Here is a 25,029-nt window from a genome sequence, read left to right on the forward strand (position 1 = left end):
TGGATATGGACACAGATTTATTACTGGTAGTTGGCCTGATTTTGCTAGGCCTCGCGCTCCCACCCATTGTGGGGGCGCTTTCCGAAGGAAGAGCTCCGAAGGCTGCATCGATCATGGTGTTCGCCGGAGGATCGTTGGTCGTTCTTGCCCTGAACAACCACACATACAAGCTGGATGAAGTGCCCGAAGCTTTTATGCGGGTCGTGGCGCGTTTCATCCACTAACGCTCTTGCCAAAATCGCCGAGCAGCCCTATACGGCCCGCTCTAACCGTGTGACCGGCTCATGTGGCATGCCGAGTCGCGCGTAAACCGCACCTTCCGAAGGAGACGGAAATGCCCAAAATGAAGACTAAATCGAGCGCCAAAAAGCGCTTCAAAGTGACCGCGTCCGGCAAGGTCAAAGCTGGTCAGGCTGGCAAGCGCCACGGCATGATCAAACGCACCACGAAGTTCATCCGTGACGCTCGTGGCACCACGACGCTCTCCGCACCTGATGCGAAGATCGTCAAGTCCTACATGCCCTACGACCGCTAAGGAGGCCTGAACCATGTCGCGCACCAAAGGTGGTACCGTCACTCATCGTCGTCACAAGAAGGTCCTTGACGCGGCCAAAGGTTATTATGACCGCCGCTCCCGCACCTTCAAAGTCGCTCGTCAGGCCGTAGACAAGGCCAACCAATATGCGACCCGCGACCGTAAGACCCGCAAGCGTAATTTCCGCGCTCTGTGGATCCAGCGTATCAACGCTGCTGTCCGTGCATATGACGAATCGCTGACCTACTCGAAGTTCATCAACGGTCTGGCCAAAGCCGGTATCGAAGTTGACCGTAAGGTACTTGCTGATCTGGCCGTCCACGAGCCGGAAGCATTTAACGCCATCGCTGAAAAGGCACGCGCCGCTCTGGCCGCCTAATCACTCGCGTTAGCACACGATTGAAAAGGCCGTCCTGCGGGGCGGCCTTTTTCTTTGCCCGCAGCCCAGCTTAAGGCGCAATGCTTGTGCCTTCGGGGTAGGCGGGGTAATTGCAAGCCAAGCAAGTTGCAAAGGGCATGTCATGGACGACCTGAAAGCCAAATATCTGGACCTGATTGCCAATGCCTCGGACGAGGCGGCCATCGAAGAAGTCCGTCTTGCCGCCGTTGGCAAGAAGGGTGAAGTAAGCCTCAAGATGCGTGAGCTGGGCAAGATGACGCCCGAAGAACGGCAGGTCGCCGGTCCCGCTCTGAACGCGCTGAAGGACGAGATCAACGCCGCGCTGACCGCCAAGAAAACTGCGCTGGCCGATGCCGCGCTGGAAGAGCGTCTGAAGTCCGAATGGCTCGACGTCACGCTGCCGTCGCGCCACGCACGTCAAGGCACGGTCCACCCCATCAGCCAAGTGACCGAAGAGGTCATGGCGATCTTCGCGGACATGGGCTTCACCGTGGCCGAAGGCCCCCAGATCGAAAGCGACTGGTACAACTTCGACGCCCTGAACATCCCGAGCCACCACTCGGCCCGCGCTGAGATGGACACCTTCTATATGAAGACGCCGGAAGGTTCGAACGACGCGCCGCCGGTGCTGCGCACGCACACCTCGCCGGTACAGATCCGTGCGCTGGAAAAGAACGGCGCCCCGATCCGCGTGATCGCGCCGGGCCGCGTTTATCGCGCCGACTACGACCAGACCCATACCCCGATGTTCAATCAGGTCGAGGGCCTCGCCATCGGCAAGGACATCAGCATGGCGAACCTGAAGTGGGTGCTTGAGGAATTCCTCTCGGCCTTCTTCGGCAAGCGCGTGAAGACCCGTTTCCGCGCCTCGCACTTCCCGTTCACCGAGCCGTCGGCAGAAGTCGACGTGCAGTGCAAATGGGAAGACGGCAAGGTCACCGTTGGTGAGGGCGATGATTGGCTCGAAATCCTCGGCTCCGGCATGGTGCACCCGAAGGTTCTGGAAGCCGCCGGCGTCGATCCGAACGAAGGGCAGGGCTTTGCCTTCGGTATCGGCATCGACCGTATCGCCATGCTGAAGTACGGCATCCCCGATCTGCGCGCCTTCTTTGACAGCGATCTGCGCTGGCTGCGCCACTACGGTTTCTCTGCCCTCGACGTGCCGACCCTGCACGGCGGTCTGAGCCGCTAAGGAGATATTACGATGAAATTCACTCTTTCCTGGCTCAAGAAGCACCTCGATACTGATGCGTCGCTGACCGAAATCGAAGAAGCCCTGACCGATCTCGGCCTCGAAGTCGAAGGCGTCGAGAACCCCGCCGATGCGCTGAAAACCTTCACCATCGCCAAAGTCACCAGCGCAGAGCAGCACCCCGACGCCGACCGTCTGCGCGTCTGCAAGGTCGCTTCGGACGAAGGCGAAGTGCAGATCGTCTGCGGCGCACCAAACGCCCGCGAAGGCATCACTGTCGTTCTGGCCAAGCCGGGCGACTACGTTCCGGGTATCGACGTCACGCTCAGCGTCGGCAACATCCGCGGCGTCGAAAGCCGCGGCATGATGTGTTCCGAGCGCGAGCTGGAACTGTCGGACGAGCACAACGGCATCATCGAACTTTCCTCGGGCGAAGTCGGCCAGACCTTCGTTGACTGGCTTGCGCAGAACGACCCGTCGAAGATCGAACCGGTTATCGAGATCGCCATCACGCCGAACCGCGGTGACGCTCTTGGAGTTCGCGGCATCGCGCGCGACCTTGCTGCACGTGGTCTGGGCAAGCTCAAGCCGCTATCGGTCGAGCCGGTTCAGGCTTCGTTCAAATCGGAAATCGACGTCACCATCGACGACGACACGCTGGACGGCTGCCCGCTGTTCTGTGGTCGCCTGATCAAAGGCGTGAAGAACGGCCCGTCGCCGCAGTGGCTTCAGGACCGTCTGACCGCTATCGGCCTGCGCCCGATCTCGTTCCTCGTGGACGTGACGAACTTCTACACCTACGACCTGAACCGCCCGCTGCACGTCTTTGACGCGGACAAGGTAAACGGCAACCTGCGCGTTCACCGCGCTGCGGGTGGTGAAGAGATTATTGCGCTCGACGAAAAGAGCTACACCATTCCTGTCGGCACCATGATCATCTCCGATGACACCGGTGTTGAAAGCATCGCGGGCATCATGGGCGGCGAACTCACCGGCTGCACCGACGAGACGGTCAACGTCTTCGTCGAAAGCGCATGGTGGGATCCGATCCAGATCGCCTACGCGGGCCGTGCGCTGAAGATCAACTCCGACGCCCGCTACCGTTTCGAACGCGGCGTCGATCCGGAATTTACGCCCGAGGGCCTCGAACATGCGGTGCGCATGATCGTCGACATCGCGGGCGGTGAGGCGTCCGAACTGGTCCAAGCCGGTGCCGTTCCGGATCACAGCCGTGCCTACAAACTGGATTCGAAGCGCGTGCAGAGCCTCGTTGGCATGGACATCCCCGAAAGCGAACAGCGTCAGACGCTGACCGCGCTCGGTTTCCGTATGGAAAAGGATATGGCGCACGTGCCGTCGTGGCGTCCGGACGTTCAGGGCGAAGCTGACCTCGTCGAGGAAGTCGCCCGCATTGCGTCGCTGACGAAACTCGAAGGCAAGCCGCTATCGCGTGCCTCGGCAGGCGTGCCGAAGCCGGTTCTGACCCCGATGCAGGTGCGCACCTCGACTGGCCGCCGCACCGCTGCGTCGCTCGGTTACAACGAGTGCGTCACCTATTCGTTCATCGACGAAGCGGCCGACAAACTGTTCGGCGGCGGCACCGATGTGACCCGTCTGGAGAACCCGATCTCGTCCGACATGAGCCACATGCGTTCGGACCTGCTGCCGGGGCTGCTGCGTGCTGCTGCTCGCAATCAGGCGCGCGGTATTTCGGATCTGGCGCTGTTCGAGGTTGGCCATGTCTTCCAAGGCGTAGAGCCGAACCAACAGAACCTGCAAATTGCAGGTATCCTCGTTGGTCGCACTGGCCCCAAGGACGTCCACGGCGCATCGCGTCCGGTCGATCTTTATGACGCCAAGGCCGATGCCGAGGCGATCCTTGCGGCTATCGGCGCTCCGGCAAAGATGCAGATCATGCGCGGCGGTCCGGATTGGTTCCACCCCGGTCGTCACGGTCGCTTCTGCCTCGGTCCGAAGAAAACGCTCGGCATCTTCGGTGAGCTTCACCCGAAGATCATCAGCGAGTTCGATCTTAAGGGGCCGGTCGTGGCCTTCACGATCTTCCCGCAGGACATCCCGCTGCCGAAGAACGCGACCTCCAGCCGTCCGGCCATGGACATCTCCGAACTGCAAGCGGTCGAGCGTGATTTTGCGTTCATCGTCGATGCGGATGTCGAGGCGCTGACGCTGGTCAACGCCGCTGCCGGTGCCGACAAGGCGCTGATCGAAGAGGTTCGCGTGTTCGACGAATTCATCGGTGGCAGCCTCGGCGAAGGTAAGAAATCGCTTGCGATTACTGTCCGCCTCCAGCCCAAAGATGCGACGCTGAAGGACAAGGATATCGAGGCCGTAGGTGCCAAGATCATCGAGAAAGTGACTAAGGCGACGGGCGGCACGCTCCGAGGCTAAGACTAGAAAGGGCGGTTCAACGAGCCGCCCTTTTTCGTTATGACTGGGGCCGTTCGGCCCATCCGGCAAATATCTTCTCCAGCGCGACAACCGCGTAGTAGAGGAGTATGCCGAGCACCGCCAAGGCGATCAGGACGGCGAACATCAACGGATAGTTCGCGTTGGTTTCTCCCGACTTGAAGAGCGCACCGAGCCCGCGTCCGTGCGGGGATACAATCTCGACCAGATTGGTGCCGATGAAAGCCAGCGTGACCGCGACCTTCAGTGCGCCGAAGAATTCGGGCAGCGTTTTCGGCAGCGCGATTTTCCAGAAAATCGTCATTTTCGACGCGCCAAGCGCCCGTAGGATGTCGCGGTATTCGGGTTCCAGTGTCGACAGGCCAATGCCCACCGAGACGGCAATCGGGAAGAAGCTGATCAGGAACGCCATCAGCACCGTGTTGAAATCGTGCTGGCCAATGAAAATCAGCGCGATGACAGGGACGAGCGTCGCCTTGGGCACCGCGTTGAAGCCGACGAGCAGCGGGTAGAGCGCATCGCGGGCCGTTCGCGAAAAGCCCATGATCATGCCGATCAGCGTGCCCACGACGACCGCGATCAGCAGGCCGACGACCGTCCGCCAGAGCGTCTGCCAGCCCATGACAAGGAATAGCTTCCAGAAGCGGGCGTAAGCTTCGGGCAGGTCCGAGGGCGATGCCATGACGTAGTTCGGCCAGTCGTTGACCCAGACGATGAACTCCCACAGCAGCAGGAACACCACGATTGCGATAAGCGGAGTGAGGATCTTACGCATGTGTTTCCTCCCGCCCTTGAGCGATGCGGATCTGGTCGCGGAGCGTGTGCAGCATTTGGCCCGCCTGCTGTTCATAGAGCACATCAATGGTCCGGTCCGCAGGCAGCGTCACGTCGAGCACGTATTGGGTGCGGGCAGGGCGGCCCGACAGCACGACCACCTGATCACCGAGGAACACACTTTCGCGCAGGTCGTGGGTGATCAGCACGCATGTGAACGGTTCCTTGGCGCGAAGGTCACGCATTGTCTGCCACAGGTCTTCACGCGTGAAGTTGTCGAGCGCGCCGAAGGGTTCGTCCATGATCAACACTTGAGGCTTATGAACGATGGCACGGCAGAGCGAAGCGCGTTGGCGCATCCCGCCTGACAATTCGCTGGGGCGCTTATGCTCGAAACCGGCGAGGCCGACGAGCTCCAGCAGCTCCATAGCGCGCTTTTCGCGGTCGGCTTTTGACATCGACGGCGCAACGATTTCCAGCGGCAGCATGACGTTCTGCATGATCGTCCGCCACTCGAGCATAACGGGGTTCTGAAACGCCATCCCGACCGTCTTGCGCGGGGACTTTACCAGCTCGCCGTGGAGCCAGACCTCGCCGCTGTCGGGCTTCATGAGGCCGGTCACAAGGCGGGTGAGGGTGGACTTGCCGCAGCCGGAAGGTCCGACGACAGCGCAGAATTCGCCCTCCGGCACCGATAGATCGAGGCCGTCGAGCACGGGGAGCGGTCCATTCGCCGTTTGGTAGGCGTGATGGACGTCTTTGATTTCGATAAGGTTCGTCATTCAGGGGAGGCCCCCGCCGCGTGGACGGGGGCAACCATCTTATTCGAGCGAGAACCCGCCCTCAGGCAGGTAGCTGCTGTCGAAATACAGGCTCGCGTCGGGTTCGTTGGAGAACTCGTAGACGGTCTTGGTCTGTTCGATGGCGTTTGCCATGCGCTCGTCATCAATGCCGCCGAAGCCGTTTTCCTGCACATAGGCGGTGTTCACGTTGTCCGAGATCGCCATTTCGAGGCGCTCTTTTTCGAGGTCCGCGTCAGCCGCCGGATTGCGGGCGATCAGGGCTTCGATTGCTGCATCTGGGTCGGCGATGGCGTCTTTCCAGCCTTCACCGATCGCTTCAAGGAAGGCGGTCACCACATCAGGGTTTTCAGCAGCGAAGTCGGTGTTCACGATGATCGCGTTGCCGTAAAGGTCCACGCCATAGTCGGTCATCAGAAGGACCGACAGGTCATCCTCTGCCACGCCGAGGCGCTTGAGGTTGAGGGTCGACGAGAACGAGAAGCCGGTGACGGCAGCGACTTCACCAGCGGCTAGCATCGGCTCGCGGGTCGGGAAGCCCACCGGCTCCACGGTGATCGCGTCCATGTCGAGGCCGGTTTGCGCGGCGAAGATCGGGAACTGCGCCCATGCACCGTCGGGCGGTGGAGCGCCGAGAACTTTGCCAGCTAGGTCGGCGGGCTCTTCGATGCCAAGCGACTTGCGGCCAACGACTGCGAAGGGCGGCGCGTCATAGATCATCATGATCGCGGTGACCGGCGCGCCGGGGTTCTGGTCGAGGAAGCGCATCAGCGAGTTGATATCGGCAAAGCCGAGCGGGAACGCACCTGTGGCGACTTTCGGAATCGCGTCGAGCGAACCTGCGCCTTCGGAGATTTCCACCGACAGGTCCTTTTCAGCAAAGGTGCCGTTGTCGACTGCGAGGAAATAGGGTGCGGACGGGCCTTCGAATTTCCAATCGAGCGCGAAAGGAATGTTGGTTTCCGCGAACGCCGGAGCAGCCATGGCAGTCAGCGCGGCGAGTGAGATGATTGATTTCTGAAACACAGGAATCTCCGCTGTTGAACGTGATGGCTCAGCCTAGTCTTTTTGTTCGCACCCATGCCGATGGTCAGATTTGAACGGATGGTATAATTCGAACCTTATGCACTGATGCTAGGCTGATTCTCGTCATTGCGCTCTAATTCTGTGCAGCTTGGGTACAGCGCAGATGGGCAATGAACGGGCAATTGAGCGAGACGCGAGCACAATGGCGTTGAGTTGGGCAAATCGCCGTGGCAGAGATTTTCCATGATGTACCCTCTTTCCTTTGCCGGTGACGGCTTCGACCGCTCTGCCGAGGAGCGCGATCAGGCCGATGTGATTTATACCCAAGCCGAAACGCGCAGCATTGCTTTGTGGCGTGGTAAGCCGCTGGTAGAAGAGGACAGGCTGGTCCGTTTGCCAGTCGATCACGAGATTTTCGACGACAAAGGCGACTGCATCTATCTGGGCCGCCCCGAAGGGCAGCCGCTGTTCGCGACCGACATTTCCAGATGGGAACCTGCGGATATTGAGGATGCCGCCCTTGGCGCGTTCCTCGACGACTCGCGCCAGATCCACCCTCTACTGCCGAGCGAGCAGAGCTTTATCGACATGCGGGCAATGCTCACGGTGCTTGATCCATTCGAGGCAGATATCGCCGCGACGGCGAAGGCCGTGCTCGAATGGCAGCGGAGTCACGGGTATTGCGCCAAATGTGGAGACAAGACCGAAGCCGTCAAAGGCGGGTGGCAACGGAGCTGTAGCGCCTGCGGTGCCCAGCACTTCCCGCGCACCGATCCCGTCGTCATCATGATGGTCGAGCGCAACGACCGCGTGCTGGTCGGTCGCGGTGCGACGTGGCCCGAGCAGATGTATTCGGTCCTCGCCGGCTTTGTCGAACCAGGTGAAACCATCGAAGCTGCCGTCCGCCGCGAGGTGTTCGAGGAGACCGGTATCACGGTGGGCGAAGTCCACTATGCCGCCAGCCAATCGTGGCCGTTTCCGTCTTCGCTTATGATCGGCTGCACGGCTGTCGCGACGAGCGACGAGATCAGAATCGATCCCGAAGAACTGGCCGATGCCAAATGGTTAACGCGCGAAGAGCTAGCATTGGTGTTCTCCGGAGGGCACCCTGAGGTTGCCCCGCCACGCAAGGGACCTATCGCAGGTCGATTGCTGGCAAATTGGCTTGCGGCCACGCGCGATTAAGCACAATCTGCGCGAAATCTTGCAGTCCTAAAGAGAGGGTCTAGGGTGCGTTTCTCGACCAAAGAAGACATCGAAGCTCCGATCGCGCACGTCTACGAACGTGTCACCGATTTCCGGATGTTCGAACGGTCTATCCTGCGTCGGGGAATCGATCTGCGCCGCAACGACGATAGCGAGACTGTCGGCGTCGGGACTGCATGGGACGTGAAGTTCCGCTATCGCGGCAAGGAACGCGCTGCCCACATCGAAATGACCCGCCTTGATGCGCCTGCGCACATGGAAGCCAAATTCGAATCCGGCGGTATCGACGGTCAGACGACGCTCGAACTGGTGCCGTTGTCGCCGTCGCGCACGCGGATGATGCTTGTCGTGGATCTGTCGCCGCGCACGTTGGCGGCGCGTCTTCTGCTCCAGTCGCTGAAGCTGGCAAAGGGCAACCTGACCCACCGCTTCAAGAGCAAGGTTGCCGATGTGGCCGAGGACATCGAAACGGCCTACACCGGCATCTAATCCTTAGCTGCGCTCGTAGCGACGCGCGGCTGCGGGGAACACACCCATCAGTTTGATGTGGTCGGTGAAGTAGTCGAGCTCTTCCATCGCCAGTTGCACATTGCGATCGTCGGGGTGACCTTCGATCTCGGCGTAGAATTGCGTCGCGGTGAAATGGCCGTCGACCATGTAGCTTTCCAGCTTGGTCATGTTGACGCCATTCGTCGCGAAACCGCCCATCGCTTTGTACAAAGCTGCGGGGATGTTGCGGACGCGGAAGACAAAGCTGGTCATCATCCCGAACTTCCCGCGGCGGCGGAAGTCAGCGTCACGCGCCATGATCAGGAAGCGGGTGGTGTTGTTGGCCTGATCCTCGATGTGACGCGCAAGAACGTTCAAGCCGTAGATATCTGCGGCCAGTTCGCTGGCGAGCGCACCGCGGCTCACATCGCCGAGTTCCGCAACTTCGCGCGCGGCGCGGGCATTGTCGCTGCTGGCAACGGGCTTGATACCGTGCTCACGCAGGAAGCCTGCACACTGCGGGAGGATAACCGTGTGACCGTGGGCCTCGCGCACGTCTTCGACCTTGGCGCCTTTGACGCCAAGCAGGTTCACGTGAACGCGGACAAAGGCTTCGTCGATGATATGCAGGCCGCTTTTCGGCAGCAGATGGTGCACGTCAGCGACGCGGCCATAGGTCGAATTCTCGACCGCGACCATGCCAAGCTCGGCCTCGCCTTTGCGGACGGATTCGATCGTGTCCTCGAACGAAGTGCAGGGAAATGGTTCAAAATCGGGACGAGTCTCGACGCAGGCCTGATGGCCATAGGCGCCCAGTTCCCCCTGAAATGCGATACGTCCGGTCATTTGTGCACCTCCTCAGCCCCTCAATATTGTTTTTTGGGCAATAAGTCGCGGTTCTATTGCTTGCAAGAGTGGACAGGAACCATGTAGATAGCCCCGAAACTGCGAACAGAATGGAACGCGACATGTTCGACACAATGACGATGACCAAGGTTCTGGGCGGTGTATGTGGCGCCTGGCTTGTTTTTCTGCTGGGCGGCTGGGCCGCTGACGAAATCTACACCGCCAACGAAGGTGGCCATGGCGATCACGCGCAAGCGTATTTGATCGACACCGGTGCTTCGGATGAGCCGGTTGAAGAAGGTCCGTCGTTTGAAGAAGTCTTCGCAAGCGCCGACGCTGCTGCTGGCGAGAAGGTTTTCCGCAAGTGCTCATCGTGCCACAAGCTAGAAGAGGGCGTAAACGGCACCGGCCCGACCCTTTACGGCGTTGTTGGCCGTCCGGTCGACAGCATCGAAGGCTTCGCCTACTCGGGCGCGCTGGAAGAAGTCGTCGATGTCTGGACCCCGGAAAACCTGAGCCACTTCATCGAGAACCCGCGCGGCTTCGCACCGGGTACCGCAATGGGCTTTGCCGGTCTGCCGAAAATCCAGGACCGCGCCGACCTGATCGCGTACCTGTCGACCATCGGCCAGTAAGCTTTACTGCTGACAGAATTTACAAAGGCCGTCCTTCGGGGCGGCCTTTTGCTTTGCGTAGATCACGAATTGGTCAAATTCCATTCATCCACCGTGTCAAAATCCAATCATCGCTTGAAACGGATGTGTGACGGACCGTAGCCTGAGAGAAACGCCACTCTTCAAGGGATTACGTTTATGAAGCATCGCCGCGCCGCCAGTTCGATTGCACTTGCCAAACCAACTCAGAGCGGACATCTCATGCTTCTTGGCGGGGTCGTGCTCGCCGCCGGTGCATTTGCGAGCCAGGCCTTTGCGCAGGATGAGCGCATCATCACGCACGGCATCTCGACCTACGGCAATCTGGTCTATGACGACCCAGATTTCGAGCACCTCGACTACGTAAACCCCGATGCGCCCAAAGGCGGCGAGATCTCGGTCTGGATGGCCGGCGGTTTCGACAACATGAACCCCTACGCGACCCAAGAGGGCACCCCCGGCTATCTGTCGTCGATGATGTACGAGAGCATGTTGGTCGGCACTGCCGACGATCCGGATGGCGCTTATTGTTACCTCTGCACCACGATGGAATATCCGGAGAGCAAAGACTGGGTGATCTTCCACCTGCGTGATGATGTCGAGTTCTCTGACGGCACCCCGCTCACCGCTGCGGATATCGAATTCAGCTTCAACCTGCTGCTGGAGCAAGGCACCGAATCCTACCGCTACGGCGTGAGCAAGATGATCGACACTGTCGAGGTCATCGACGATCAAACGATCAAGTTCACCTTCAACCCCGATGCGCCGCGCAACGGTCTGATCGAACAGATGGGCGCGACCTCGATCTTTTCTAAGAAATGGTACGAAGAGACCGGCGCCCGCCTCGACGAGGCCCGTTTTGAAACGAGCCCCGGCACCGGCCCGTACACGGTTGGCAGCTACGAGGTGAACCACCAGATCATCTACGAACGTAACCGCGATTTCTGGGGCGAGGACGTGCCGCTGAACATCGGGCGCAATAACTTCGACAGTATCCGTGTCGAGTATTTCGCCGATACCAACGTTGCCTTCGAGGCGTTCAAGGCAGGTGAATTCACTTTCCGTCAGGAGAACTCTTCTCTGTCGTGGGCGACGGCTTACGACTTCCCCGCCATCAACAACGGCTGGGTGAAGAAGGAAGCGCTGGATAAGGGCAACGTTCCGAGCGCGACCGGTTTTGTGTTCAACCTGACCAAAGAGAAGTTCCAAGATCCGAAGGTCCGCGAAGCCATTTCGCTGATGTTCAACTTCACTTGGACCAATGACAACCTTCAGTACGGGCTGTTTTCGCAGCGTGAAAGCTTCTGGCAAGGCACCGACCTTCAGGCGAATGGCGTGCCGGAAGGCCGCGAGTTGGAAATCCTCGAGTCGGTGTCTGATCTGATCGAACCGTCGATCCTCACGGATGAAGTCACGACGCCGCATACTTCTGGCGACAGCCAGCTGGACCGCCGCAACCTGCGCCAAGCGCTCGCGCTGATGGAGGAGGCAGGCTACGTATCTGGCCCGAACGGGATGCTCGAAAAAGACGGCCAGCCGCTCACGCTCGAATTCCTTGGCTATGCGCCGACCATCGAACGTGTCGTAGCGCCGTTCATCGACAACCTGCGCCGCCTTGGCGTGGATGCTGAATGGAACCAGATCGACTCGGTCCAGTATATGGAGCGGACCCGTAGCTTCGACTTCGATATGACTCTCGACGGTTACAATGTCGGCCTGATCGAGGGTGAGAGCCTTGGCCAGCGCTTTGGTAGCGACGGTGCGGGCGACGTCTTTAACCCCGCGCACTACAGCAATCCGGCCGTCGACCAGATCATCGAGATCGTGAAGAATGCCGACAGCTACGATGAGATGACGGCTGGCGTGCGCGCTATCGACCGCATCATGCGCAAGGACCTCTATGTCGTGCCGGTCTGGTACCTGCCGAACTACTGGGTCGCCTACTACGACATGTACGAGCATCCCGATCCGCTGCCGCCGTATGATCTGGGCTACCTCGACTTCTGGTGGTACAACGCCGACAAAGGCCAAGCGCTGAAAGAGGCAGGCGCACTGCGGAACGGCCTGTAAGGCAGATCAATGGGCGCATATATTTTCCGACGGCTTTTGCTGATGATCCCGACGTTGCTCGGGATCATGGTACTCAACTTCGCCGTCATTCAGTTCCTTCCGGGTGGTCCGATCGAACAGAAGCTGGCCGAGCTTGAGGGTATGGGTGATGCGTTCGCCAATATCTCTGGCGGGTCCGCCGATTTTGAGATCGAGGCGACGGGTACAGCCGCAACGAGCGCCTATCCGGGCGCGCAGGGTATCGATCCCAAGTACATCGAAGAGCTCGAAATCCGCTACGGTTTCGACAAGCCTCCGCTTGAGCGGTTCCTCATCATGATGTGGGATTACATCCGCTTCGATTTTGGCGAGAGCTGGTCGCGCAAAATCTCGGTCGTCGATCTGGTGCTGGAAAAGATGCCTGTGTCCATCACGCTCGGCCTCTGGTCGACGCTGATCGCCTACTGCATTTCCATCCCGCTCGGGATCAAAAAAGCGGTGCGTGACGGCACGTCGTTCGATACGTGGACGTCGGGCATGATCATCGTCGCCTACGCGGTGCCGGGGTTCCTGTTTGCGATCCTGTTGATCGTGCTTTTCGCCGGTGGTTCGTATTTCAGCATCTTCCCACTGCGGGGCCTCACCAGTTCCAACTGGGAACAGCTAAGTCCTATCGGGAAAGCACTGGACTACCTGTGGCACATCACGCTGCCCGTTCTGGCCTCGACGATTTCCGCGTTCGCGACGCTCAGCCTGCTGACCAAGAACAGCTTCCTCGACGAGATCAAGAAGCAGTACGTCGTGACCGCGCGGGCCAAGGGCTTGGGCGAGCGGCGGGTGCTCTACGGGCACGTTTTTCGCAACGCGATGCTCATCGTGATCTCGGGTTTTCCGGCGCTGTTTATCTCGGTGTTTTTCGGTGGCTCGCTGATTATCGAAACGCTCTTCAGCCTCGATGGGCTCGGGCGTATGGGCTACGAGGCCACCCTGAACCGTGACTATCCAGTGGTATTCGCAACACTCTACGTGTTCTCGCTGATGGGCCTGCTGGTCGGGATCATCACCGACATCACCTACATCTTCATCGATCCGCGGATCGACTTCGAGTCGAGGGGCTAAAGGATGCGGCTTTCTCCTCTGAACCAACGCCGCTTGCGCAACTTCAAGCGCAATCGCCGTGCCCTGTGGTCGCTGATTATCCTCGGCACGCTGTTCTTCATCAGCCTGTTCGCCGAGTTTCTGGCCAACGACAAACCGATCCTCGTGTCCTATCGCGGCGAGTTACGTAGTCCCGTGCTGACCTTCTATTCGGAGCGTGACTTCAACGGCGACTTCCCGACCGAGGCTGTCTATTCGTCCCCCGAGGTAAAGTGCCTGATCGTTACCGGCGGCGCGGACGAGTGTTTCGACGATCCCGAAGGGATCTACGAAGAGGTCGAAGCAGGCGGCACGCCGGACGTCACCGACTTTTCCAAGGGTTGGATGATCTGGCCGCTTATCCCGTACAAGTACGACACCATTGTGGACACGCAAGGCGTAGCGCCGGCCCCGCCGAGCACGGACAACCTGCTGGGCACCGACGACACCAAGCGCGACGTGCTGGCGCGCGTGATCTACGGCTTCCGTCTGTCGATCAGCTTCGCGCTCGTTGTGGTGTCGATCTCGTCTGTCGTCGGCGTTCTGGCTGGTGCTGTGCAGGGCTATTTCGGCGGGTGGCTCGACCTGACCTTCCAGCGATTTATCGAGATCTGGGGCGGGATGCCGTCGCTCTATGTGATGATGATCCTCGTTGCGATCCTCGGCAAATCGTTCTGGCTGCTGGTCGTGATTACCGTGCTGTTCAGCTGGCCTGCTCTGGTCGGCGTGGTTCGCGCTGAATTCCTGCGTGCGCGGAACCTTGAATACGTGCGTGCCGCCCGCGCGCTTGGCGTGCGTGACCGGACGATCATGATTCGTCATGTCCTGCCGAATGCGATGGTTGCGACGCTCACCATGCTGCCGTTTCTGCTAACCGGCGCGATCGCGACGCTGGCGACGCTCGACTTCCTCGGCTTCGGTCTGCCCAGCTCTGCCCCTTCGCTCGGCCACCTCACGGTTCAGGCCAAGCGGTACCCGTGGGCGCCGTGGCTTGGCTTTACCGCCTTCTTTACCTTCGCATTCATGCTGTCGCTTCTGGTCTTCATCTTCGAAGGCGTCCGCGATGCGTTCGACCCGCGAAAGACGTTCAAATGACCCCGCTGCTCCGAGTTTCCGACCTTCGAATTGCTTTCCGTCAAGACGGCGAACTGCGTTCCGCCGTGCATGGCGTGTCGTTCGATATACAGCGCGGCGAAACCGTCGCTCTGGTTGGCGAGTCGGGATCGGGCAAGTCGGTGACCGCGCTATCTACCGTCGATCTGCTGCCCGACAACGCAGAGATCGAAGGTTCGATCCTGTACAAGGACAAGGAACTCGCGAAGGCCGACGAAAAGACTCTCCGTTCGGTTCGCGGTAACGACATCAGTTTCATCTTCCAAGAGCCGATGACTTCGCTCAACCCGCTGCACACTATCGAAAAGCAGCTGCGCGAGGTGATCGAACTCCACCAGGGAACGCGCGGGCCAGCGGTGCGTGAACGGATCATCGAACTGCTGACCCGCGTCGGTATCCGTGATGCGGAGTCGCGACTGAAGAGCTTCCCGCACGAACTGTCGGGCGGTCAGCGTCAGCGTGTGATGATCGCGATGGCACTGGCAAATGGTCCTGACCTGCTGATCGCGGACGAGCCGACAACGGCCCTCGATGTGACCATTCAGGCGCAGATCCTCGAGCTGATGGACGAGTTGAAGCGCGAGGAAGGCATGGCGATGCTCTTCATCACGCACGACCTGACCATCGTCCGCAAAATCGCCGACCGCGTCTGCGTGATGAAAGACGGCGAGATCGTCGAGCATGGAACGACTGCCGAAGTGTTCGGCAATCCGCAGCACCCCTATACGCAAATGCTCCTCGCTGCCGAGGCGCAGGGGCGGCCTGTACCGGTGCCGGACAATGCGCCAGTCATCGCAGAGACTGACGAACTGCGCATCTGGTTCCCGATCCGCCGCGGCCTTCTGCGTCGCACCGCTGGCTACGTGAAAGCGGTGAATAGTGCGTCCCTGACCGTGAGGGCAGGGGAGACGCTCGGCATCGTCGGCGAATCCGGGTCGGGCAAGACTACCCTCGCGCTCGCTGTCATGCGGCTGATCCAGTCGAAGGGGCGCATCGCGTTCGTTGGCAAGGATACGAACGGCCTCAGCCAACGCGAACTGCGCCCGCTCCGTGCCGATATGCAGATCGTTTTCCAAGACCCCTACGGCTCGCTATCGCCGCGCATGACGGTCGAACAAATCATTGCCGAGGGGCTAGGCATCCACAACATCGACCCGACCCGTAGCCGTACCGAAATGGTGGCGGAGATCATGACGGAGGTCGGCCTCGACCCCGCGATGATGAACCGGTACCCGCATGAGTTCTCGGGCGGTCAGCGCCAGCGTATCGCGATTGCGCGCGCGATGGTTCTGCGTCCGAAGCTTGTGGTGCTGGACGAGCCGACGTCGGCGCTCGACCGCACGGTTCAGGTGCAGATCGTCGATTTGCTGCGCGATCTACAGCGCAAGCACGGGCTGGCGTACCTGTTCATCTCGCACGATTTGACCGTCGTCCGCGCGCTGTCGCACCGGATTATGGTCATGCGTAACGGTGATGTTGTGGAAGCGGGTGAAGTGGATGCGGTATTCGATAACCCGCAAACCGACTACACCCGTGAATTGATGGCGGCCGCTTTTGACGGCCGCGCCACTTCTTATTCTGCCTGACCAACCATGAAGCAGGTCTGGTCGCGCGCCTGAAGGCGGCGGCAGGCCAGTTCGGCGCGCTCACGGGTCATGCCCATGAAGTTCGCGTCGAAGCCGCGCGGGCTTTGCACGACGCGGCGCACCGTGCCGTCGAGGCTGCTCATCTCGTTTAGAGCCACACGCACCAGAATGCGCTCAGCCTCATAGCGCGAGTTATAGCGGCCCACGTTGATGCCCCAATGCTGACCGCCCGACGTCGAAACGCGGGTCACGACGACCGGCTCTTCGGCGGCGACGGTGGTCGCTTGGGCAACGGCAGCGGCGATATCGGCTGGATCAGTGGCAACATCGGGTTCAACCGCAGCGACCTGGATCAGTTCCTCAGCTGGTACGATCTGCGCAGGACGCATCCGCGGCATCGGCGCTTCTTCGAGGCCGGCGACGACTGCTTCGATAACCGGTTCGATGACCGGTTCCAGCACAGGCTCGACGACTGCTTCGGCGATCTCGGTCGGAGCGGCAACCTCGGCCGTCACGGCCATCGCAGCGGCGAGCGCTTGGGCGACGGCTTGGGCTTCGTCCGGATCCATCGGCGTGTTCGGCATCGCGCGCCCGACGGGCCGTGCACTGGCGAGCACAGCGCCAGTGGTGCGGATGATCTTGCCAGCCGGAACGCTGACAGCCGCAGCGCCATTCGCGGTCACGATCGGCGCCGATCCGTTACCTGGTGAATAGGCGGGAAGGGGCGGACGAGCGATGCGGGCGTTATTCGGCGCGCGGGCAAAGCCGACATCCAGCAACTCGGCTGCTTTGGCGTTACGTGCCGGGGTCGAGGTCGAACCCATCACAACAGCGATGATGCGAACGTTGCCGCGCTGCGCCGAAGCGACGAGGTTGTAACCCGCAGCGTTCGTAAAGCCGGTCTTGATCCCGTCAGCACCGCGATAGGCACCGAGGAAGCGGCGGTTCGTGTTGTAAACGGTCGCCATGCCCGCGTCGGTCGAGGTGCGCGAGAAGATGTTATAATATTGCGGGAAGTCGTAGACGACGTGACGCCCCAGAACGGACATATCGCGAGCGGTCGACAGGTGGCCGGACTGCGTAAGGCCGTTTGCATTGCGGAAGGTCGTGCGGGTCATGCCCATCGACTGCGCCATGCGGTTCATGCGGGCGGCGAAGGCTTCTTCGGAACCCTCAAGCGCGATCCCGATCGCGGTGGCGGCGTCGTTGGCCGACTTCACAGCCGCAGCGCGGATCAGATAGCGGAAGCGAATCTGTTGGCCGGTACGCAGGCCGAGCTTGCTTGGCGGTTCCGACGACGCGGCGCTGGTGATGGTCACCGGCGTATCCGCCGTAATCTCACCACGCTCCATTGCCTGAAACGCGAGGTAGAGTGTCATCATCTTCGTCAGGGACGCCGGATGAAGCCGCGTATCGGAGTTGTAGGATTGGAAAACCTCGCCCGTGCGGGCGTCGATTACATAGTGCGCGTTAGGAACCGCACTCGCCTGTTGGGGCGCAAAGGACAAAAGCCACAATGCACCAAGAAATAATACCCCAATGAGGGTCCGGATATTCGGACGACCTGCCACGTCGCTCACCATTTTTTACTGCCTCTGGGTGCCGAGTTTTTTATGGCACCTCTGTAATTAACAGTGAGCGTAACACAGCGATCTCATTGCGCAAACTCCCCTTTTTCAGCGGCCTGCACGGCGCAATTGTAGCAGAATCGCAAATCTCGTTATTTTGCTAAGCATTGGCACAAGATGTGACAAAACGGCGAAATCGCGTCTGCAATCTATCCGAGCTTTGCTATCAGATCGGGTAGGTCGTTTAGGCTTCTGATTTTACAGAATCGGGAGTGATCGGGTTCGTCCGCTTTTTCGTATTCCCACGTTAATTCATGGGGCACATAGACGCCCCAGGCCCCCGCCTCGATGGCTGGAATCACATCAGATTTCAGCGAATTGCCGACCATCATCACGCGGGCCGTGTCGTGGCGAGCAAAAATCCGCTGATAGACCTCTGCGGTTTTGTCGCTGACGATTTCGACGGCGGAAAAGTGGTCGCCAAGGCCCGATTGGGCCACTTTGCGCTCCTGATCGAGCAGGTCACCCTTGGTAATCACCAGCAGATCGTAGTTCGCGGCGAGGCGGGGAATCGTCTCGGCCACGCCTTCCAGCAGTTCGATCGGGTGGCGCAGCATTTCCCGCCCGTTATCAAGGAGCTGCTGAATAACGTGTTGGGAAACGCGGCCTTCCGTCACTTCGAGCGCAGTTTCGATCATAGACAGGGTGAAGCCTTTGATCCCGAACCCGTAGAACGCGATGTTCTTGCGCTCCGCCGCGAGCAGGCGGTCATGCAGGTGGTCCGGCTCCACATAGTCGGAGAGCAGGTCCGCGAACCTCTTCTGGCTGAGTTTGAAGAACCGCTCGTTATGCCAGAGCGTGTCGTCGGCATCGAAAGCGATCGTCCATCTGTGGGCCATTTGAAAGTGTCCTGAATAACTGCGGGGTTTTCTTATGGGTACGTCTGACTATATACATCCGCAATGGCCCACCAGATAACGGTAGAACATGACAGCTGACATCTTGATGATGGCGCAGAATGGCGATGATGACGACGGCGATTTCGGCGTCAAACTTGACGTGCGCCCCAAGACGAAGCGTCCACCGCTCTACAAGGTTCTGATCCTGAACGACGACTATACTCCGATGGAGTTCGTTGTTCATGTGCTCGAACGGTTCTTCGGCATGACCCATGCCCAAGCGTTCGAACTGATGCTGACCGTGCATAAGAAAGGCGTCGCCGTTGCCGGTGTCTTCTCGCACGAGATTGCCGAAACCAAAGTTGCTCAGGTGATGGATTTTGCCCAACGGCACCAGCACCCGCTGCAATGCACCATGGAAAAAGAGTGACGCGCCTGCGTCCCGTAAGGTCCTGACGATATGTCCCGCTCCCGTTTGTCCACGGCCCTGACCGAGGGCCTTCTGTCGTTGCCGGAAGGCGACATCAAAATCATGCGCCCTGACGTCGACTATGACGTGGCCGAGCTGCCTCGCGAACGCGTCTTCATCGACACCGGTTTCAAACCCGCCGCCGAGGCGTGGGAAACCGCGGGCTACAAGCTCGGTGATGGTGCTGCCGCTGCGACTATCGTTGTCGTGCCGCGCGCCAAGGGTCTGGCCCGCGCGATGGTTGCCGAGGCGTCGAAGTCGGGATTGGTGATCGTCGACGGACAGAAAACCGACGGCATCGATAGTATATATAAAGAGTGCCGCAAGCGCCTCGGTGACCTGCCGACCGTCACCAAGGCCCACGGCCGCATGTTCTGGTTCGACGGCACCGAAGTTTTCGACGACTGGGCTGACACTGGCGCGCAGCAGGGTGAGCATGGTTTCTGGACCACGGCGGGTGCGTTCTCTGACGGTGCAATTGATCGCGGTTCGGCGCTGCTGGCCAAGGCGCTGCCTGAAAAGCTGCCGTCGCGCATGGCGGATTTCGGTGCGGGCTGGGGTTACCTCTCTGCCGAAGTGCTGAAGAGCCCGAACGTCCAGTCGCTTGATCTGATCGAGGCGGAAGCGCTGTCGCTGAATTGCGCCGAGATGAACATCACTGACGCCCGCGCGAATTTTCATTGGGCCGATGCCACCAAGTGGGCGGCGAGCCAACCCTACCAAGGCATCGTCATGAACCCGCCGTTCCACACTGGCCGCGAAGGTGATCCGAACCTCGGCAAAGCGTTCATCGCTGCCGCTGCGCGGAATCTCACGCCGTCCGGAAACCTTTGGATGGTTGCGAACCGTCACCTCCCCTACGAGGTCACGCTTCGCGAGAAATTCCGTAACGTCGAAGAGATTGGCGGCGACGGCGCTTTCAAGCTATTCCTTGCATCCAAGCCCATTCGCTAAGTTATTCAGGCTACCGGAGTTTTCAGATGTCCTTCTCTCTTGCAGGTAAGACCGCGATTGTGACCGGTGGCGCCAACGGCGTCGGTCTGGCTATCGGCCGTCATTTCGTCGAGCAGGGCGCGAACGTCATGTTCGCCGACATGGACGAAGAGGCGCTCCAGCGCGAAGTCATGTCCGACTTCGAACCCGATGGCCCTGCGCGCATCTTCGCAGGCGACCTGCGCAAGAAGCTGAATGTAAAGAACCTGCTGTCCGCCACGATGGACGCGTTCGACGGCATCGACATTCTGGTGAACGCATCGCGTCAGGTAATGCCGACCGATCCGCTGAGCCCTGATGATGACAGCGTGATGATGCTGCTCGAACAGAACATGCTCACCGCGCTCAAATTGAGCCAGGCTGTCGCTCGTAAGATGATCAAGCTGTCGGAAGACCGCGAGGACGAGACCGTCGGCACGATTATCAATCTGTCGTCGATTGCGGCCCGCCGCACACACCCCGATCTGATGGCTTATTCGATTTCGGCGGCTGCCTCCGACCAGATGACCCGTTCACTGGCGGTTGCTCTCGCGCCGAACCGTGTCCGTGTGAACGCCGTTGCTTTCGGCAGCGTCATGAGCGCTAGCCTCAAGGGCAAGCTTAAAGAGCACGACGATTATCGCGAAGACATCCTGCGCCACACCCCGCTCCAGCGGATTGCGAGCCCGCTCGAGGTTTGCGAGGCGGTGCAATACCTGGCCTGTGACGCGTCCGATTTCGTCACCGGCCAGATTATCACCGTAGATGGCGGGCGCACCCTTATTGATGCAGTGGGCTGTCCCGCCCACTGATCAGGTTTCGGGGTACTGCGCCTGACATTGAGCAATGGCGCTGCCCACGCTGGCCTGAAGCGCATCGCGACGCTCGATCAGCGATTCCAGCTTGGCCGTTTCGGCATTCAGGTCGATCGCAACCGGCACGTTGACGTCCTCGGTGATGACCTGCTGACACGGCACGCGGACGACCTCGCCGCTATCCAACTCGTCCGAACAGACGCGATTCACGGTGCGCACTTCCTGACGTTCCTCGATAGCGTAGCCGCGTTCAATGTTGCCACGCGTGACGGTAATCAGGTTGTTCACGACGTTGAGGTTACGCTGCGCTTGGCTGATGCAGCGTTCTTGCGGGCTGGCGCATGCGGCGAGACCGAGGGGGATGAGAAGCAGTAAGCGCTTCATGATGGAACTCCATAGCAGTAGTCGACATACGTTTTAATTGATATGGGCCGTTGATATTCAATATCGAACGGAGAATGAGGCGATGACCGACATGATGGAGCAGGAAAAAGCGACCGCAGCGGCATGGTTCCGGACCCTTCGCGACCAGATCGTAGCTGCGTTCGAGAATCTTGAGGACACCCAAGAGACCGGCCCATTCGCAGATCAGCCCGCCGGACGTTTTGAAGTGACCGAGACCAAGCGCACCGCTGATGACGGCTCTGACGCCGGTGGCGGCCTGATGAGCGTCATGCGCGGAGGCCGTGTTTTCGAAAAGGTCGGCGTCAATATCTCCGAAGTTTACGGCACCCTCGGTCCCGCTGCGCAACGTTCGATGGCAGCGCGCGGCGTTCCGGGAATCGCGGACGATCCGCGTTTCTGGGCTTCGGGCATTTCGCTGGTCGCTCACATGCAGAACCCGCACACCCCTGCGGTCCACATGAACACCCGTATGTTCTGGACCCCGAACGCATGGTGGTTCGGCGGCGGTTCGGACCTGAACCCGTGTATCGAGTATGACGAGGACACCGCACATTTCCATGCAGTGCAGAAACAGCACCTCGACCCGCATGGAGAGGACCTCTATCCGCGTTTGAAAGAGTGGGCGGACGAGTACTTCTACATTCCGCACCGCAATCGTGCGCGCGGCGTTGGCGGAATATTTATGGATGACCAATGCTCGGGCGACTGGCAGGCAGACTTTGCCCTGACGCAAGACATCGGCAAGGCGTTCCTGCCGGCCTTCGTTCCGGTCACCGAAAAGCGCCGTAATACTGAGTGGGATGATGCGGACAAGGAAACCCAGCTTCAGCACCGCGGGCTCTATGCCGAGTATAACCTCGTCTATGACCGCGGCACCAAATTCGGCCTCGCCACGGGGCATGACGCCAACGCGGTTCTGATGAGCCTGCCGCCGATGGCAAAATGGTACTGATGAGACAGGCGGCACTGGAAACGGTGCCGCCTTTTCGGTTTCGGAAATCCATAAGTTTTACCAATCGCTACGCATAGAAATTCAAAGTTATCATTATGGAGCGACTCGGCTACCGTCATCCCAGATTTTGAATTGATGATCCCTTGGGAGGACACAATGGACGGTAACGATACCCCAGCAGGCTGCCCCGTCATGCACGGCGCAAAGCACACCCGTCATTCCGGTCGTTCGAACCGTGACTGGTGGCCGAACCAGCTCAACCTGAAAATCCTGCACCAGAACGCACCCGCGTCCGACCCGCTGGCCGATTTCGATTATGCAGAAGCCTTCAACGCTCTCGACTACGATGCGCTGAAAAAAGACCTGCACGATCTGATGACGGACTCGAAAGAGTGGTGGCCTGCCGACTACGGTCACTACGGTCCGCTCTTTATCCGTATGGCGTGGCACAGCGCAGGCACCTACCGCACCGGTGATGGTCGCGGCGGCTCGACCTCGGGCACCCAACGTTTCGCGCCGCTGAACTCGTGGCCGGATAACGTGAACCTCGATAAAGCCCGCCGCCTGCTGTGGCCGATCAAACAGAAGTACGGCAACGCAATCAGCTGGGCCGACCTGATGATCCTGACGGGTAACGTCGCACTGGAATCGATGGGCTTCAAAACCTTCGGCTTCGGCGGTGGACGTGAAGACATCTTCGAGCCGGAAGAGGATATCTACTGGGGTTCGGAAACCGAGTGGCTCGCGCTGAGCGACAACGACAACAGCCGCTATTCGGGCGAGCGTGTGCTCGAAAACCCGCTGGCCGCTGTGCAGATGGGCCTGATCTACGTGAACCCCGAAGGTCCGGACGGCAATCCCGACGCCGTCGCTTCCGGTCGTGATATCCGCGACACCTTTGGCCGTATGGCTATGAACGATGAAGAAACCGTTGCTCTGGTCGCAGGCGGTCACACCTTCGGTAAGGCACACGGCGCGGGCGATGCCGCGCTCATCGGTCCCGATCCTGAAGGCTCGCCGATGGAGCACATGGGCCTCGGCTGGTCGAACGGCTTCGGCACCGGCGTCGGCGCACATGCGACGGGCTCGGGTATCGAAGGCGCTTGGAAGCCGAACCCGACGACTTGGGACATGGGCTACCTGAAGGTTCTCTTTAAGTACGATTGGGAACTGACCGAGTCGCCCGCCGGCGCAAAGCAGTGGCGCGCCAAGGACGTCGAGCCCGAAGACATGGTCGAAGACGCGCACGATCCGTCGAAAAAGCACGCGCCGATGATGACCACCGCCGATCTCGCGATGCGCTATGATCCGATCTACGAACCGATCGCTCGCCGTTTCGCCGAGAACCCGGACGAGTTCGCCGACGCTTTCGCGCGCGCTTGGTTCAAGCTGACCCACCGCGATATGGGGCCGAAGGTGCGCTATCTTGGTAAAGAAGTCCCGAGCGAAGACCTGATCTGGCAGGATCCCGTTCCTGCGGTTGACGCGCCGACGATTGATGGGTCGGATGTGGCTGACCTCAAGGCGCAGATCCTCGCATCGGGCATCTCGCAGCGCGAACTGATCTATACCGCATGGTCCTCGGCCTCGACCTTCCGCAACTCGGACAAGCGCGGCGGTGCCAATGGTGCCCGTATCCGTCTCGAACCGCAGAAGGGTTGGGACGTGAACGAGCCGGAACAGCTGGGCGGTGTGCTGAGTGCGCTCGAAGGTGTGCAGTCTGCGTTCAACGCGAAGGGCGATAAGAAGGTCTCGATGGCCGACCTGATCGTTCTGGGCGGTGCTGCCGCTGTCGAACAGGCTGCGAAGGCGGCAGGCGTTGATGTGACCGTTCCAGTTTCGGTCGGCCGCACCGATGCGACGCAAGAGCAGACCGATGCTGAGTCGTTCGAACCGCTCGAACCGAAAGCAGACGGCTTCCGCAACTACCTCGCCGCGGACTTCAGCGTCTCGGCAGAGGAACTGCTGGTGGACCGCGCCCAGCTTCTGGGGCTGTCGGCACCCGAGATGACCGTGCTGGTTGGTGGCCTCCGTGTGCTTGACGCCAACCACGGCCAGACGACTAAGGGTGTGCTGACAAAGAGCGTGGGTACTCTGACCAACGACTTCTTCAAGAACCTGCTCGACATGGGCATCGTCTGGAATCCGGTCGACGAAGACCAGAACCTGTTCGAGGGCCGCGCCCGCGAAGGGGGCGAGCTGAAATGGACTGCGACCCGCGTTGATCTGGTGTTCGGTTCGAACTCCCAGCTGCGCGCTCTGGCAGAGGTCTACGGACAGCACGATCTGACCAATAAGTTCGTCCATGACTTCGTCAAAGCATGGACGAAGGTCATGGATGCGGACCGCTTTGACCTGAAGTGAGTCCTTTTGGTCCGGAATCGACGCTTCGACAGGCGGCGATTCCGGTGATTCAGAGCACTGAAAGGCGCCGATCCTCGGATCAGCGCCTTTTTTGGTGAGTTTCGGGCGTGACGGAGTAGGTTAGGCCAAAGGCCTTTCAATAAATCTGGTCGCCCGAACGCCTTATTTTATAGGCCCTCGGAGAAAAGATGACAGAAATCCAACAAAAGTTTCGTTTTCGACTTGCGCCCATTCTGCAGTATCCGTAAAAGCCCCTTCACCGGCGGCGCTGAGGCGCGGCGGGGACGGACGGGGCGGCCACTGAGGCTAGCCGGTTCGGGAAATTTCGAGGCAGGACTGGCGAGGCGCGCCG

Annotated in this window: 24 protein-coding genes; 17 read left to right on the plus strand and 7 right to left on the minus strand. The window is 60.0% G+C overall.

Annotated features, from left to right (window positions below):
* The first annotated feature begins 5 nt into the window (after positions 1–5).
* The 5 genes from HCZ30_RS14330 to pheT all read left to right on the plus strand — a co-directional run bounded on the left by HCZ30_RS14330 (position 6) and on the right by pheT (position 4,536).
* Positions 6–224, plus strand: coding sequence for a hypothetical protein (locus HCZ30_RS14330; RefSeq protein WP_167638989.1), 219 nt, complete (start codon positions 6–8; stop codon positions 222–224).
* A 110-nt stretch (positions 225–334) separates the two neighbouring features.
* Positions 335–535 (plus strand): 50S ribosomal protein L35, encoded by a 201-nt coding sequence (gene rpmI / locus HCZ30_RS14335; RefSeq protein WP_167638990.1) that lies wholly within the window; start codon positions 335–337, stop codon positions 533–535.
* A 13-nt stretch (positions 536–548) separates the two neighbouring features.
* On the plus strand, positions 549–914 hold the full coding sequence (rplT, locus tag HCZ30_RS14340; protein ID WP_167638991.1) for a 50S ribosomal protein L20: 366 nt from the start codon (positions 549–551) through the stop codon (positions 912–914).
* Positions 915–1,056: 142 nt separating this feature from the next.
* Positions 1,057–2,127, plus strand: a complete 1,071-nt coding sequence (pheS, locus tag HCZ30_RS14345) for a phenylalanine--tRNA ligase subunit alpha (protein WP_167638992.1) — start codon at positions 1,057–1,059, stop codon at positions 2,125–2,127.
* 12 nt (positions 2,128–2,139) lie between these two features.
* Positions 2,140–4,536, plus strand: coding sequence for a phenylalanine--tRNA ligase subunit beta (pheT, locus tag HCZ30_RS14350; protein WP_167638993.1), 2,397 nt, complete (start codon positions 2,140–2,142; stop codon positions 4,534–4,536).
* A gap of 37 nt (positions 4,537–4,573) precedes the next feature.
* Here pheT and HCZ30_RS14355 read toward each other — a convergent pair whose 3' ends face one another.
* From HCZ30_RS14355 to HCZ30_RS14365, 3 genes are read right to left on the minus strand one after another with little or no spacing between them, the layout of a single operon-like run.
* Positions 4,574–5,329, minus strand: a complete 756-nt coding sequence (locus HCZ30_RS14355) for an ABC transporter permease (RefSeq protein WP_167638994.1) — start codon at positions 5,327–5,329, stop codon at positions 4,574–4,576.
* Entirely contained in the window at positions 5,322–6,110 is a 789-nt protein-coding gene (locus tag HCZ30_RS14360) for an ABC transporter ATP-binding protein (RefSeq protein ID WP_167638995.1), read from the minus strand. Before HCZ30_RS14360 ends, HCZ30_RS14355 begins: the two co-directional genes overlap by 8 nt.
* Before the next feature lie 39 nt (positions 6,111–6,149).
* Positions 6,150–7,154 (minus strand): ABC transporter substrate-binding protein, encoded by a 1,005-nt coding sequence (locus HCZ30_RS14365; protein ID WP_432442771.1) that lies wholly within the window; start codon positions 7,152–7,154, stop codon positions 6,150–6,152.
* Between the two features lie 243 nt (positions 7,155–7,397).
* On the opposite strand from HCZ30_RS14365, the gene nudC reads away from it, so the two are divergent.
* Complete coding sequence (gene nudC / locus HCZ30_RS14370; protein ID WP_167638996.1) at positions 7,398–8,339, plus strand: NAD(+) diphosphatase; 942 nt, start codon at positions 7,398–7,400, stop codon at positions 8,337–8,339.
* 45 nt (positions 8,340–8,384) lie between these two features.
* On the plus strand, positions 8,385–8,849 hold the full coding sequence (locus tag HCZ30_RS14375) for an SRPBCC family protein (protein WP_167638997.1): 465 nt from the start codon (positions 8,385–8,387) through the stop codon (positions 8,847–8,849).
* 3 nt (positions 8,850–8,852) lie between these two features.
* On the opposite strand, the gene HCZ30_RS14380 is transcribed toward HCZ30_RS14375, so the two are convergent.
* Positions 8,853–9,695, minus strand: coding sequence for a prephenate dehydratase (locus HCZ30_RS14380; protein ID WP_167638998.1), 843 nt, complete (start codon positions 9,693–9,695; stop codon positions 8,853–8,855).
* A gap of 122 nt (positions 9,696–9,817) precedes the next feature.
* Here HCZ30_RS14380 and HCZ30_RS14385 point away from each other — a divergent pair, with 122 nt between their 5' ends.
* The 5 genes from HCZ30_RS14385 (at position 9,818) to HCZ30_RS14405 (ending at position 16,233) form a co-directional block, all read left to right on the plus strand.
* On the plus strand, positions 9,818–10,330 hold the full coding sequence (locus tag HCZ30_RS14385) for a c-type cytochrome (RefSeq protein WP_167638999.1): 513 nt from the start codon (positions 9,818–9,820) through the stop codon (positions 10,328–10,330).
* A 177-nt stretch (positions 10,331–10,507) separates the two neighbouring features.
* Positions 10,508–12,418: an extracellular solute-binding protein gene (locus tag HCZ30_RS14390; RefSeq protein ID WP_167639000.1), complete on the plus strand. Its 1,911-nt coding sequence runs from the start codon at positions 10,508–10,510 to the stop codon at positions 12,416–12,418.
* A gap of 9 nt (positions 12,419–12,427) precedes the next feature.
* Complete coding sequence (locus HCZ30_RS14395) at positions 12,428–13,516, plus strand: microcin C ABC transporter permease YejB (RefSeq protein ID WP_167639001.1); 1,089 nt, start codon at positions 12,428–12,430, stop codon at positions 13,514–13,516.
* A 3-nt stretch (positions 13,517–13,519) separates the two neighbouring features.
* On the plus strand, positions 13,520–14,629 hold the full coding sequence (locus HCZ30_RS14400; RefSeq protein WP_167639002.1) for an ABC transporter permease: 1,110 nt from the start codon (positions 13,520–13,522) through the stop codon (positions 14,627–14,629).
* Positions 14,626–16,233: an ABC transporter ATP-binding protein gene (locus HCZ30_RS14405; protein WP_167639003.1), complete on the plus strand. Its 1,608-nt coding sequence runs from the start codon at positions 14,626–14,628 to the stop codon at positions 16,231–16,233. The genes HCZ30_RS14400 and HCZ30_RS14405 overlap by 4 nt, the downstream gene beginning before the upstream one ends.
* Here HCZ30_RS14405 and HCZ30_RS14410 read toward each other — a convergent pair.
* Positions 16,221–17,816 carry a D-alanyl-D-alanine carboxypeptidase family protein gene (locus HCZ30_RS14410; protein WP_167639004.1) on the minus strand — a complete coding sequence of 532 codons (1,596 nt, stop codon included), beginning with the start codon at positions 17,814–17,816 and terminating at the stop codon, positions 16,221–16,223. The two genes, HCZ30_RS14405 and HCZ30_RS14410, sit on opposite strands and share 13 nt — an antisense overlap.
* A 194-nt stretch (positions 17,817–18,010) precedes the next feature.
* The gene (locus HCZ30_RS14415) at positions 18,011–18,700 is read right to left on the minus strand and encodes an HAD family hydrolase (protein WP_167639005.1); all 690 of its coding nucleotides are present in this window, start codon (positions 18,698–18,700) and stop codon (positions 18,011–18,013) included.
* 88 nt (positions 18,701–18,788) lie between these two features.
* Between HCZ30_RS14415 and clpS the strand changes: the two genes are divergently transcribed.
* Genes clpS through HCZ30_RS14430 form a run of 3 tightly spaced genes read left to right on the plus strand, consistent with a single transcriptional unit; the run spans position 18,789 to position 20,953 of the window.
* On the plus strand, positions 18,789–19,130 hold the full coding sequence (clpS, locus tag HCZ30_RS14420; RefSeq protein WP_167639006.1) for an ATP-dependent Clp protease adapter ClpS: 342 nt from the start codon (positions 18,789–18,791) through the stop codon (positions 19,128–19,130).
* 30 nt (positions 19,131–19,160) lie between these two features.
* Positions 19,161–20,123 carry a class I SAM-dependent methyltransferase gene (locus tag HCZ30_RS14425; RefSeq protein WP_167639007.1) on the plus strand — a complete coding sequence of 321 codons (963 nt, stop codon included), beginning with the start codon at positions 19,161–19,163 and terminating at the stop codon, positions 20,121–20,123.
* Positions 20,124–20,149: 26 nt separating this feature from the next.
* Positions 20,150–20,953, plus strand: coding sequence for an SDR family NAD(P)-dependent oxidoreductase (locus HCZ30_RS14430; RefSeq protein WP_167639008.1), 804 nt, complete (start codon positions 20,150–20,152; stop codon positions 20,951–20,953).
* Here HCZ30_RS14430 and HCZ30_RS14435 read toward each other — a convergent pair whose 3' ends face one another.
* Positions 20,954–21,340, minus strand: coding sequence for a hypothetical protein (locus HCZ30_RS14435; protein ID WP_167639009.1), 387 nt, complete (start codon positions 21,338–21,340; stop codon positions 20,954–20,956).
* A gap of 82 nt (positions 21,341–21,422) precedes the next feature.
* On the opposite strand from HCZ30_RS14435, the gene hemF reads away from it, so the two are divergent.
* Together hemF and katG are read left to right on the plus strand one after the other, a co-directional pair.
* On the plus strand, positions 21,423–22,313 hold the full coding sequence (gene hemF / locus HCZ30_RS14440) for an oxygen-dependent coproporphyrinogen oxidase (protein ID WP_167639010.1): 891 nt from the start codon (positions 21,423–21,425) through the stop codon (positions 22,311–22,313).
* Positions 22,314–22,469: 156 nt separating this feature from the next.
* Positions 22,470–24,677, plus strand: coding sequence for a catalase/peroxidase HPI (katG, locus tag HCZ30_RS14445; RefSeq protein WP_167639011.1), 2,208 nt, complete (start codon positions 22,470–22,472; stop codon positions 24,675–24,677).
* Positions 24,678–25,029: the final 352 nt, after the last annotated feature.

It is taken from the genome of Marivivens donghaensis, assembly GCF_011806565.1.
Lineage (GTDB): Bacteria > Pseudomonadota > Alphaproteobacteria > Rhodobacterales > Rhodobacteraceae > Marivivens > Marivivens donghaensis_A.